We start from the raw sequence: 13,494 nt of genomic DNA, 5'->3' as shown, positions 1-13,494 counted from the left end.
TTACTTTCTCCATTGACTAACGATAGCTTCCTTCACCCATTGGGTGAGTTCAGCTATTGAAGTATGTGAGTCACTGTTTGGCTGTTGCCATTGACCAGTTAAATCAATATGTGCCCAGCGATCACTGGCATGGCCATAAATGGGGGCCAGTTTGCTTTCGTATTGGCTCAGAGCGGTTACTGATAAAGCGGTTAAGCTCTGACTGGAATTAGGCTGGACTGGACGTTCGAATGCATTGGCTAAATTGAGTGGGCTGCTGCGTAAACTGAGGCCAATAAATTCTGGCAAGTTGTGTGCTGCAAAACTGTTCTGTTTACCACTCGGAATGGCACGTACCATTGCCTGGATCAGTGCATCAACAGACAATAACGTCAACTCCTGATCGTTTTGTAGGTTGTGTAATAGTTTTGCTAGATCCAACACGGCATAACGGTAGAAGGTAGCAGAAGTAAACTCGATCTGTCCTAACATTCCAGCTCCGATTTCACCAGGGTGGCTGACATCATCGATCGCAGTGAAGTAATCGAAATCCCGCTCAACACGATGAGTGCTGATGGCATGAGCGACCTGGCAGGCGGCGTCCTGGTTGACTTGCGGTAGATCTGCAAGCATTCGTCCATACAGAGCAACATCAACGGCTTTGCCACCATCAAGGATCCGCTTTGCCTGTTTGGCCAATTCCGGTGCAACGGCAGCCTTACTCTCTTTTTTGCTCTTTTTTTCACTCAGTGCAGAGAACTGTAGTTGATCCCAATGATCATTAATCAGGTTGGCGAATCCGGCGACTTCGCGTTCGCCAAGAAAAAGCAGATATTCGGTCTTTCCTTCTTCTTTCAATTTAAGCCCGGCAGCGGCGAGTGCGACTTCAATTTTACGCGCAGCCTCTTGTGTCTCTCGGCCGACTAAGCGTTCTAGCAGCAGTGCCTGTAGCTTTTTAGTCCGTAGAGCACAATATTCTTCCGGGATCAGTTGATGCTGGCGACTATAGAGTCGCATGGCGCGCTTAAAGCATTGGCTGCTTACCCGCGCTCGGCGCTGCCCGCCGAATAGCGCATCCTTAGGTGCCCCAGTATCATCCCGATTGAGATTAGAAGGAGCGAAATTTTGAATAAGATGCAATTCAATAAACAAAGGCATGATTTCTCCTTGAACGAGTCATTATTCGTTTGCCTTGCCAGATAGCTCGCTAACATGACAGAAATTCGTACGCCAGCGGCTGTGCTTTATATAACTCATTATTTTTTATATTAATCCATTACCATCAGTGGCAACTGCCATATACTGGTTAATGGCTAACTGTAAACGCGGTTCAGCTTTGGCGTTGGAACGCCACAATCGACTTCCTCCTCCTTGGTAGGCAAGTAGTACTTCCCAGGCTTTTAATGCGGCTAACTTCAATGATTGCATCCATTGCTGGCTGGCTTGTTGAGGTTGTTTCTCGATTTCTCCCAGTAGCACCATTAGCGCCGGTTCAAGTTGACAGAAATAAACTCTGGCAGCAGGGCTAACATCAAACAGGATGCGCGCACGATTACGGGTATCTTTTTTCTGGCTGTCAGGCAGTATCCCGGCGATCAATTGGATGCCAGCTTGTTTCAGTTCAGTAAAAAGCATTTCTGCTTTTTCAAGCAGTTCACACACCAGCGTGGTGAGTGTAGGTTGTTCAAATAGCACCAGTGGCAGCGATAACACTTCGCTGCGCCAACGTAAAAGTTTAGCCTGTTCACAAGCCAAGCCGGCAATCAGCAGGGGCAGCACAGGGATCGCTAACACCCGAGCCAATTGACAAGCCTCAATTAAGATCGGCGCTGGAGCCGATTTGTGACTGCCATCATCAGGTAATAGCGCCGGTAGGTCACGCCATAGAGATCTGCCTTCGACAAAGGTCAAACGCACCTGGCCGTTGATACCGGCGCGATAGCAAGCCATTGGATCAACTGTTGTGGGATCGTCTTCCAGTCCCAGGCCAGCAGCAAAGCGCAGGTAGCAGATGTCACCACAGACTTCACGCAGTAGCAGCACGGCACGAGTCTGACGGGTATAGCGATCATTTGGGCCACTAGCCGGAGTGGGTGCGCCTCGCAATTCTTGAATGGTCAATGCCGGACGTTCCCAACAGGGTAGATCTGCGCTTGCACCAGAAGGAGCATGTAGCGCTAACAACAGCGTCTGAGTCAGCGTATTCCCTAAAGGAAGTATGGCAGCGGTATTGGCTAACGGCCCGGCTTTGTCGGCATCACGAAAGGTTTTGACTAGTCCTCCGGGTGTGCTTTGTAAAAAACCCAACAAGTGACGTATTGCTGCGGCTGGCGTGATGCGACTCGGTACTGCATCAAGTGAATGACTAAAAACTACCGGTGCGTTACCGCTGGCACAGGCAAGGTCGATCTGTGTCCAGGGTTTTCGTTTATCTGCGGTTTCTGGTGCAGAGGCCAAAGCGGCAACCTGCATAAAGGGGTGTTCAGGATGAAACAGCCAAAAGCGTTCTCGCCACTGTTCAAGGTATTGAATAATTAGACTACTTGGTAATCCCTGTTTGAACCACAGCGATCGGTTTGGTTGCCAGTCGGGTAGGGCAGTACATAGTGCGCGGTGGGTGATAGCTAATAACAGGCGATACTGGGCAATCAGTGCTGGTGGTGCGGTTTCGGTCAAAAAGGCGATTTTATCTGCTTGCTGAAAGAGTGCCAGCAAGCCTAACTCTTTGTGCGCACCGTTGAGCATCTTTACAGATAACCACGGTTCATCAAGTAAATTAAACGCTTTTGTCATGTTCTCCCCTTGGTGGTTCCTTGTACCAAACCATCTGGACTGATTGAGTCGCGCCCAGAGCTGGCCAGCTTTTGATTGTTAACAGAACAATCACCCTAACATTGCCGTCACTGTGTTGTAGTCACAGCGCTCAACTGCAGTTATGTACTTAGCCCTTTTTCCCGTGGCGCGATTGGGATCTCGAGTGATATCTGCAATCTTCATACATCGGGGTACAATCGATACCGAAGTACAATCCAACTGCGATAAACTGCCGCTATCCAAATCAGCCATGCCAATGACTGGGTTAGGCTTTTAATCTATCAACTTGAGGTTTAAATTCTCATCCTGACCGTGATTACCTCTCATTTTCTCTTTTTGAGAATCCAAGTTATCGTCAGCATAGAATGCTAACCATAGCCATCATTCTCATAACATCTCACTAGCTAGCTAGAACATAGTAATCAACAATGGGTAAACAATCGTGCAACCATAATGACGCAATTGTCATCGTATTGGTTTGGTCTAATGTTAGTTAATCTTAGCTATTATAGATAACCTCGCCATCATTGAACGGTTTCATCCCTCATCACTGTAATAGTAAAACCTGGCTTGGGCAGTGACAGCATGTGCGGTGTAAATCTCTGCTAGCCGCTAACTCAACAGACTTAAATTCTAATTTGTACTTTTGGTGTTCAAACGGGCATTGCCAATAACTCACACTTGAATGGAGCAGTGGCACAACTCTTTATCTCACTGCCGGTTAAATGCACAAACCACATTTAACCGATAAATATTGTCCTGACCGCGTTGTTTCTCTTTCTCTTTACTTGTGTTAACAGATTAGAAAAGCAACTTTGGTGTCGGCTGTTAATCTTATAGCCGCAGAGCAGTCAATCGTTTGATTAAAAAACAGGCTTTTTCTGTTCTGGATGCCTGCACAACCCCATACTTTGGTGAAAAATACTTTTTTTATAAGTTTTTATTTTGCTAAAAATTAAAATGCTGACTGATTAGCTACAACAAAAAACCAACTAACAAGATTAAAACACATAATCAACAGACTACTGAGATAATAAACACCGATTAGCGAGCGGATCGTTATTCTGTATACAGAGACGCCAATGGCAAAGTTTCGGTTTTGTTATCGTTACGTTTTTCGACTAATCAAACAAAATGGAACAACCAATATAACAGCTTAAAGCATCAGGTAATCTTGTTGAACAGAGTCGCTGTGTCAATACAAGCGCAATTAAGGTACCGATTCACTGGTGAAAAAGAGACAGGTTTTTATCTCGTTAATAGTCATCGTTAACCTAAAAGCATTAGAATGTTTCACTCTAACAGGTTAAAAATCGTTTCAAGCACAGTAGACAGTCACTGATGTTTGTTTATATTTCATTCAGTTTGTCATGTTAATTGTTACTTGAATAGTTACTGTCAATAATTGAACTATCGTTTATGTTGGTGTTAACACTGGCTTTTTCTATCTTGATGAGCACTATAACTGCTTCATGGATTAATCACCAGAAAAATATCATTTCTGCAGATGGGATATATGAATTAAGTTTTGAGGCACAGGACAAAATCGAATATTGCCCGCCATTAGTAATTCGTTTATGAAGCGATTTTATAAAGCCGTTTTTTAATTTCTCCTGCACATTTTTCCGTGTGCAGCATTCAAAACCAACGCTTCATGTTAAAAGCCTATCCTGAATATCAAACAAGCCCTCATGATTACCGTTAAATAAGGATATAGCATTCGATTAGGTAGGTCATGCCAGCAACATGTTCAAGGCGGACACCACAATCAACGGGAAGTGGCACCATGCATCTTATTTAACCTCTAACAGTAAAAACTAAAAGCTACCGTTAACAGCAGTCACTAACATCGGGTCTTAACGCCACTACAAGATTACGCGGTTACAGCAGTGGCACTGTTATAGCGCGCTATTCTTGGCTCGGCTGCTTGAAAATTTTTCATGTTCGTGTCGGCATAACATCCAAACAGCAATTCAGCCAAGCATCGCTAACTATAACACCCGCGACCCGCCGAAAAGTCAGATTTTAGCTCATCACCACAGCCTGGCCACAGAGCCTAGATAAAATTCCTATCCCCTTACACTAACCTTTAAAGCATTTCCTGTGTAGCGGATTAATTTCCAGTTCAAACTGGAAATTATATGGTTAGAGAAGTCTAGAGGCCGCGATTGTCGCTGCATGTGCCAAGCGGATACCGCAGCAAATGGCACGTGCTAGATAATAGCGTGATAATTTAAACATCCACTGATATTGGAACACAGCGCGATGCTATGTCTGGGTGAGAGAGGTATCTCTGAAAAACATTGAGTCATGTTGTTAGCTTAGGCGCATCCATCCACACTGTTGCAATCTGTCGTAGCCAGAGACACGGGCTGAGAAACGGAGAATAGGATTGAACGGGTTTGTCTTTATCAATTTATTAATTTTGATAACTTTAATCTATTAAAGTTAGACTTTTAATTGGTTATTTTTTAGCTTAATTATCATCGATGGTTCTTCTTCAAAAAATTTTGCAAACATTAAAAAATATTTTTCTGATTAATATCAGAATTTTAATTGAAAATATGCGGCTAATTACAGGGTTGTATAGCGCTTTACCGCCGTGGATCATGATCTAGGTCAATTTTGGTGCCATACTCCTTTGTTAGTATCTCAATGCATTATTTTAATCCTTAATAGCGAGAGCTAGCGTGAGAGCTGATAATCCCTTCGATATGCTGTTACCTGCAGCCATGGCTAAAGTTGCCGAAGACGCAGGTGTCTACAAAGCAACCAAACATCCACTAAAAACTTTTTATTTAGCGATTGCTGCTGGCGTATTCATCTCTATCGCCTTTGTTTTCTATATCACAGCCACTACCGGTACTGCGGATGTGCCATTTGGGTTTGCCAAGTTAGTCGGGGGTATCTGCTTCTCAATGGGGTTAATGCTTGTCGTCGTCTGTGGTGCTGATCTGTTTACCTCAACGGTACTTACAGTCGTTGCAAAAGGCAGTGGTCGCATCACCTGGAAACAGCTAGCGGCTAACTGGCTGAATGTTTACGTTGGTAATCTACTTGGTGCGCTGTTTTTTGTCGTTCTTATCTGGTTATCAGGCCAGTATATGGTGGCTAACGGCCTCTGGGGCTTGAATGTATTACAGACAACGGCACATAAATTGCATCATACATTTATCGAAGCTGTTTGCTTGGGTATTTTAGCGAATCTCATGGTCTGCTTGGCGGTATGGATGAGTTATTCAGGCCGTAGTTTGACAGATAAACTGGTTGTGATGATCTTGCCGGTCGCTATGTTTGTTGCTTGTGGTTTTGAGCACAGTATCGCCAACATGTTTATGATCCCTTTGGGCATCGTAGTTAAACATTTTGCTGCACCGGAATTTTGGCACGCCGTGGGAGCGACACCGGAGCAGTTTGCTGACCTAACCGTGAGTCATTTTATTGTCGATAACCTGATCCCGGTCACCATCGGTAACATTATTGGTGGGGCGGTACTGGTTGGTTTGACCCACTGGGTAATTTATCTGCGTGGTGGTGAACAGAAACACTAAATCTGTTGGCCGGCATCTTGCCGGATTGACGAAAAATCCATCTTAAAAGGTAGGTGTACAATGACCGAACTCAACGAAAAAGTAGCAGCCGCTTGGCAAGGTTTCAACACCGGCGACTGGCAACAAGAAGTCAACGTGCGTGATTTTATTCAGAAAAACTACACACCTTATGAGGGTGATGAGTCCTTCCTGGCTGGTGCTACTGACGCAACTACCACCCTGTGGCAGAAGGTAATGGAAGGGATCAAAGTGGAGAACCGTACTCACGCTCCTGTCGATTTTGACACCAGCGTGGTCTCTACCATCACGTCTCATGATGCTGGCTATATCAACAAATCGCTGGAAAAAATTGTTGGTTTGCAGACGGAAGCACCACTCAAGCGCGCCCTGATCCCATTCGGTGGTATCAAAATGGTGGAAGGTTCATGTTCGGTTTATGGTCGTGAGCTGGATCCACATGTGAAGAAGATCTTCACCGATTACCGCAAAACACACAATCAGGGAGTGTTCGATGTTTACACCACAGACATCCTCAACTGCCGTAAATCAGGGGTATTAACCGGTTTGCCGGATGCCTATGGTCGTGGTCGTATCATCGGTGACTATCGTCGTGTTGCTCTGTATGGCATCGACTTCCTGATGGCAGACAAGGTAAAACAATTCAAATCGTTACAGGGTAAGCTGGAAAACGGTGAAGATCTGCAACTGACCATCCAACTGCGTGAAGAGATTGCCGAACAGCATCGTGCATTGGCGCAGATGAAACAGATGGCTGCCAAATATGGTTATGATATTTCGGCACCTGCAACAACTGCTCAAGAAGCGGTACAGTGGACCTACTTCGCTTATCTGGCAGCAGTGAAATCACAAAACGGCGCAGCCATGTCGTTTGGTCGTGTATCGACCTTCCTTGATGTCTACATTGAGCGCGATATCAAAGCGGGTAAATTGACGGAATTGCAGGCACAGGAACTGATTGACCACTTGGTGATGAAGCTGCGCATGGTGCGCTTCCTGCGTACTCCTGAGTATGATGAGTTGTTCTCAGGCGACCCGATTTGGGCAACTGAATCGCTGGCAGGGATGGGCATTGATGGTCGTACCTTAGTGACTAAAAACAGTTTCCGTTTCTTGAACACCCTCTACACCATGGGGCCATCGCCAGAGCCGAACATGACCATTCTGTGGTCTGAAAAGCTGCCAATGAACTTCAAGAAGTTTGCGGCAAAAGTCTCTATCGACACCTCATCAGTGCAGTATGAGAACGATGATCTGATGCGCCCAGACTTCGACAACGATGACTACGCCATTGCCTGTTGCGTCAGCCCAATGATTGTTGGCAAACACATGCAATTCTTTGGTGCGCGAGCCAACTTGGCGAAAACCATGCTATACGCAATCAACGGTGGTGTTGATGAGAAACTGAAGTTGCAGGTTGGCCCGAAAGAAGCGCCAATGATGGATGATGTACTGGAGTTCGACAAAGTCATGGAGCGAATGGATCGTTTCATGGACTGGCTGGCAATGCAGTATGTCACCTCGTTGAACATCATCCACTACATGCACGACAAATACAGTTATGAAGCTGCATTGATGGCACTGCACGATCGTGACGTTTACCGCACGATGGCGTGTGGTATCGCCGGGCTTTCTGTTGCCGCAGACTCACTCTCGGCGATCAAGTACGCCAAAGTATCAACGATCCGAGATGAAGATGGCTTGGCTGTTGACTTCAAAATTGAGGGTGAGTACCCGCAATTTGGTAACAATGACGCACGTGTTGATGATATCGCGTGTGATTTGGTTGAACGTTTCATGAAGAAGATTCAGAAACTGAAGACCTACCGTAATGCGGTACCAACCCAATCGGTTCTGACCATCACCTCCAACGTGGTGTATGGTAAGAAGACGGGTAACACACCAGATGGTCGCCGTGCTGGTGCGCCATTCGGTCCAGGTGCCAACCCGATGCACGGTCGTGATCAGAAAGGTGCGGTAGCTTCATTGACTTCGGTAGCGAAACTGCCGTTTGCCTATGCCAAAGACGGCATCTCTTACACCTTCTCGATCGTGCCAAATGCATTGGGCAAAGATGATGAAGTGCGTAAGACCAACTTAGCTGGGCTGATGGATGGTTACTTCCACCATGAAGCCTCAATTGAAGGCGGTCAGCACTTGAACGTGAACGTGATGAACCGTGAAATGCTGATGGATGCAATGGAACACCCTGAGAAATATCCTCAGTTGACCATTCGTGTTTCCGGCTACGCGGTACGCTTCAACTCATTAACTAAAGAGCAGCAGCAGGACGTGATCACACGTACATTTACCCAAACCCTGTAAGATAGCTGCAACGTGGGCGGAAGAACCGGCCCACACTAAAACAGCAAGGCCGGATCTTCCGGCCTTTTTGCTATATTCTGTTCGAAACCCAGCTAACACAAAGATGATGCTGGTATCGGTGACAATCATTGGAGAACAGCACGTAATGTCGTTAAAAGGCCGAATCCACTCTTTTGAATCCTGCGGCACGGTTGATGGCCCGGGGATCCGTTTTATTGTCTTTTTTCAAGGCTGCTTGATGCGTTGCCTTTATTGCCACAATCGCGACACCTGGGATCTGCACGAAGGCAAAGAAGTCACGGTGGAAGAGTTAATGGCTGATACCGTCTCCTACCGCCACTTCATGAACGCTTCTGGCGGCGGTGTTACCGCGTCTGGTGGCGAAGCCATTCTACAGGCAGAATTTGTGCGTGACTGGTTTCGTGCCTGCCAGCAACAGGGCATCAATACCTGCTTGGACACCAACGGATTTGTGCGCCGTTATGATCCAGTGATCGACGAGTTACTCGACAGCACCGACCTCGTGATGCTTGATCTGAAACAGATGAACGATGAAATTCACCAGAAACTGGTCGGAGTCTCCAACCAGCGCACACTGGAGTTTGCCCGTTATTTGGCGAAACGTCAGCAACGCACCTGGATCCGCTACGTCGTGGTACCCGGATGGTCTGATGACGATCACTCAGTGCATCTGCTAGGTGAATTCACTCAACGGATGGCAAACATTGAGAAAATTGAGCTATTGCCCTACCACGAACTGGGTAAACACAAGTGGACCACAATGGGAGAACCCTACCAACTGGAACAGGTAAAACCGCCGAAACCCGAGCTACTGGAACGCATCAAAACCATTTTATCCAGTTACGGGCATCAAGTTGTTTATTAAATGACCGATATTCGGTTGGCGTTGAGCGTTGCACAGCACTCGCCAACCGAAAAGAAATCCTAATCATTGCGTTGAACTCACTGTTTTTTCTTTATTAGCTTGATCGATTCATCTATCTATTGTTTATTGTTTAATATGTTAATCTGGCTGGGCGCTGATTCTTGGCGTAATCCATTTCCCAACAGAAGTCGCACCAATACCTGAGCGATAACAATAAGGATTGTCTCGATGTCTAACAACAGCCCAAATTTGCGTAATGTGCTTTGGTACAACCAGATTGGTATGCATGACGTTGATCGGGTGGGGGGCAAAAATGCCTCCCTCGGTGAAATGATCAGCAATCTTTCGGACTTGGGAGTCAGTGTTCCAAATGGTTTTGCTACCACAGCACAAGCATTCAATGATTTTCTTGAACAGAGTGGTGTAGATCAGCGCATCTATCAACTTCTGGATCAAACGGATATTGATGATGTGGTTCAACTTGCCAAAGCAGGTGCACAGATCCGCCAATGGGTACTTGATACGCCATTCCATCCAGAGTTTGAACAAGAAATAACACTCGCCTATCAACAACTTTCTGAAGGTGACGAGCAGGCTTCTTTTGCAGTGCGCTCATCGGCCACGGCTGAAGATATGCCGGATGCCTCTTTTGCTGGTCAGCAGGAAACCTTCCTTAATGTGCAGGGCATTGAAGCAGTGATGGTTGCGATCAAACATGTATTTGCTTCGTTATTCAATGATCGCGCCATCTCCTACCGTGTCCACCAAGGATACCACCACCGTAACGTCGCCCTCTCTGCTGGGGTGCAACGCATGGTACGTTCTGATCTGGCAGCTTCTGGCGTGATGTTCACCATTGACACTGAATCAGGTTTTGATCAGGTGGTGTTTATCACCTCAGCATACGGACTGGGCGAGATGGTGGTGCAGGGGGCGGTCAACCCAGACGAATTCTACGTACACAAACCCACACTGCTTAAAGGCAAAGCGGCGATTGTACGTCGCAACCTGGGTTCGAAAAAAGTGCGCATGGTGTATGGAACAACACAAGAACATGGCAAACAGGTTTGTGTTGAAGAAGTACCCGAAATGCAACGCAACCGTTTCTCACTGGCGGATGATGAAGTACAGGCGCTGGCACAGCAGGCGCTGTTGATTGAAAAACATTATGGCCGCCCAATGGACATTGAATGGGCGAAAGATGGTCATACTGGCAAGCTAATGATTGTACAGGCGCGTCCAGAAACGGTACGTTCTAATGAACAAGTGATCGAACGCTATCAGTTGCAGAACAGTGGTGAAGTCCTGATTGAAGGGCGTGCGATCGGGCACCGGATTGGTGCAGGCACCGTCAAAGTGATCGACAGCATCAGCGAGATGGATCGGATCCAGCCGGGAGATGTCTTGGTGACCGACATGACGGATCCGGACTGGGAACCGATCATGAAAAAAGCGGCGGCAATTGTCACCAATCGTGGCGGAAGAACCTGCCATGCAGCGATCATTGCCCGCGAACTGGGTATTCCGGCCGTGGTGGGTTGTGGTGATGCTACCGAACGGCTACAGCACGGACAAAGTGTCACCGTCTCCTGTGCGGAAGGTGATACCGGTTTTGTCTATCGTGGCCAGCTTGATTTCAGCGTGCAAAGTTCGGAAGTGACCGAACTGCCAAAACTACCGCTGAAGATCATGATGAATGTGGGTAACCCAGATCGTGCTTTTGACTTTGCCCAACTGCCGAATGAAGGGGTAGGGCTGGCGCGCCTGGAGTTCATTATTAATCGCATGATCGGTGTTCATCCACGCGCGCTACTTGAGTTTAATCAACAGCCAGTTGAACTACAGCGACAGATCAGAACCATGATGCAAGGTTTTGATGATCCGGTAGATTTCTATGTTAGCCGCCTCACCGAGGGCATTGCCACGCTAGGGGCGGCATTTTGGCCGAAACGCGTCATTGTGCGCTTATCCGATTTTAAATCGAACGAATACGCCAATCTGGTTGGTGGTGAACGTTACGAACCACACGAAGAGAACCCGATGCTGGGTTTCCGTGGCGCAGGCCGCTACGTGGCAGACAGCTTCCGTGACTGTTTTGCCATGGAGTGCGCCGCTGTTAAACGGGTACGCAACCAGATGGGGTTAACCAACGTAGAAGTGATGGTGCCGTTTGTGCGTACCGTTGCTCAAGCACAAGCGGTCGTGGCCGAACTGGAGCATCAAGGGCTGAAACGCGGTGAGAACGGATTGAAAGTGATCATGATGTGTGAAATCCCATCAAATGCCCTGTTGGCCGATCAATTCCTGGAACACTTTGATGGCTTCTCGATAGGCTCTAATGACATGACACAATTGACATTAGGCTTAGATCGCGACTCCGGCGTAGTCTCTGAACTGTTCGATGAACGTAACGAAGCGGTCAAAGCGCTGCTGGCAATGGCAATCCAGACAGCCAAGCGCCACGACAAGTATGTCGGCATCTGTGGGCAAGGGCCTTCAGATCATGCTGACTTCGCGCAGTGGCTCATGGATCAAGGGATTGATAGCCTATCACTCAACCCGGATACGGTAGTAAAAACCTGGATGGCACTGGCTGAAACAGTGTGATGTTGCCATCAGGTTGCTTTGCAAACTGCATGATTGCATTGTCAGCAACACGGTTGTCCTCGAGTGACAACCGTGACGGCTGATGCGTAGTCAGCAACAGAATCAGCGGCAGAAGTGATCAAGCAACTGCCGCAGCAACTGTCGGGTAGGTTCAATAAACGCGGTATCAAGATATTCATCGGGCTGATGAGCCTGATTAATTGAACCAGGTCCAAGCACCAGCGTTGGACATAACTGCTGAACAAATGGCGCCTCAGTACAGTAATTAACCACCTCAGTACGCTTACCGAGCAACTGCTCAATCACTGCCACCATGCGATGATCTGTCGGGCACTCATAACCGGGGATCGGGGCATGTAACTCATCGATGGTCAAACGGCCTGGCCAACGTTGGCACACCGGCTCCAGCGCCTGTTGCAACAGTTCATTGAGATGCTCAAGAGTCATCCCTGGCAGTGGGCGAATATCCAGATGCAATTCACAGCAGGCACAGATACGGTTAGCGGCATCGCCGCCGTTAATATAGCCGAAATTCATCGTAGGGTAGGGAACAGCAAATGCCGGATTGTGGTAATGTTGCTGCAATGTGTTACGCAGCGCGATCAAATGGCTGGTCGCTTCATGCATTAAATCAATCGCATTCACTCCCCGAGCTGGATCGCTCGAATGACCGGATTGACCAACAATCCGGATCGCATTCGAAAGATGTCCTTTATGGGCACGCACCGGCTGCAAACCCGTCGGCTCACCGATAATAGCAAAATCAGGACGGATCACACTGCTGGCAGCAAAATAGCGAGCCCCAGCCATGGTGGTCTCTTCGTCTGCGGTTGCCAGAATATAGAGCGGCTTGCTGAGTGTCGCACTGTCCACATCGCGCAATGCATCCAGAATGAAGGCAAAAAAGCCTTTCATATCGGCAGTGCCCAAACCGTAAAGCTTATTGTCGTGCTCTGTCAGGGTAAACGGATCGCGTGTCCAACGCCCCTGATCATAGGGGACAGTATCGGTGTGGCCAGCCAGCAACAGCCCACCAGAACCACTCCCCAGACTGGCTAGCAGGTTAAACTTGTGGCGCGTCTCCGGCACCGGTTGCACATCGACACTAAACCCCAAATCTTCAAACCAGCCAGCCAGCAAGTTGATTAATTGTTCATTGCTCTGATCCAGCGCGGCATCAGTGGAACTGATCGAAGCCGTAGCGATTAATGCACGGTATAACTCAATAAATGAGGGTAATTTCATCTTCACTGTTGACAGCCTCTGTCTAGAATAGTATCAATATTCATGCATATTTTTTGAATAAAAATACAA

Annotated in this window: 7 protein-coding genes; 4 read left to right on the top strand and 3 right to left on the bottom strand. The window is 47.4% G+C overall.

Going from position 1 to position 13,494, the window contains the following annotated elements:
• Positions 1-1,137: a type I-E CRISPR-associated protein Cas7/Cse4/CasC gene (gene cas7e, locus EOJ37_RS01305; RefSeq protein ID WP_127956853.1), complete on the bottom strand. Its 1,137-nt coding sequence runs from the start codon at positions 1,135-1,137 to the stop codon at positions 1-3.
• Between the two features lie 105 nt (positions 1,138-1,242).
• Positions 1,243-2,772, bottom strand: coding sequence for a type I-E CRISPR-associated protein Cse1/CasA (casA, locus tag EOJ37_RS01300; protein WP_127956851.1), 1,530 nt, complete (start codon positions 2,770-2,772; stop codon positions 1,243-1,245).
• 2,711 nt (positions 2,773-5,483) lie between these two features.
• Between casA and focA the strand changes: the two genes are divergently transcribed.
• From focA to ppsA, 4 genes are all read left to right on the top strand, one after another.
• The gene (focA, locus tag EOJ37_RS01295; RefSeq protein ID WP_127956849.1) at positions 5,484-6,344 is read left to right on the top strand and encodes a formate transporter FocA; all 861 of its coding nucleotides are present in this window, start codon (positions 5,484-5,486) and stop codon (positions 6,342-6,344) included.
• 60 nt (positions 6,345-6,404) lie between these two features.
• Positions 6,405-8,687 carry a formate C-acetyltransferase gene (gene pflB / locus EOJ37_RS01290; protein ID WP_127956847.1) on the top strand — a complete coding sequence of 761 codons (2,283 nt, stop codon included), beginning with the start codon at positions 6,405-6,407 and terminating at the stop codon, positions 8,685-8,687.
• Positions 8,688-8,832: 145 nt separating this feature from the next.
• A complete protein-coding gene (pflA, locus tag EOJ37_RS01285; protein WP_127956844.1) occupies positions 8,833-9,573 on the top strand; it encodes a pyruvate formate lyase 1-activating protein in 741 nt (246 codons plus the stop codon).
• A 228-nt stretch (positions 9,574-9,801) separates the two neighbouring features.
• The gene (gene ppsA, locus EOJ37_RS01280) at positions 9,802-12,180 is read left to right on the top strand and encodes a phosphoenolpyruvate synthase (protein ID WP_127956842.1); all 2,379 of its coding nucleotides are present in this window, start codon (positions 9,802-9,804) and stop codon (positions 12,178-12,180) included.
• 102 nt (positions 12,181-12,282) lie between these two features.
• Here the strand turns inward: ppsA and argE are convergent, their stop codons facing one another.
• Positions 12,283-13,425, bottom strand: coding sequence for an acetylornithine deacetylase (gene argE, locus EOJ37_RS01275; RefSeq protein WP_162473638.1), 1,143 nt, complete (start codon positions 13,423-13,425; stop codon positions 12,283-12,285).
• Positions 13,426-13,494: the final 69 nt, after the last annotated feature.

It is taken from the genome of Serratia microhaemolytica, assembly GCF_004011885.1.
GTDB lineage: Bacteria > Pseudomonadota > Gammaproteobacteria > Enterobacterales > Enterobacteriaceae > Serratia_G > Serratia_G microhaemolytica.
This window is presented reverse-complemented; position numbering and strand designations above follow the sequence as displayed.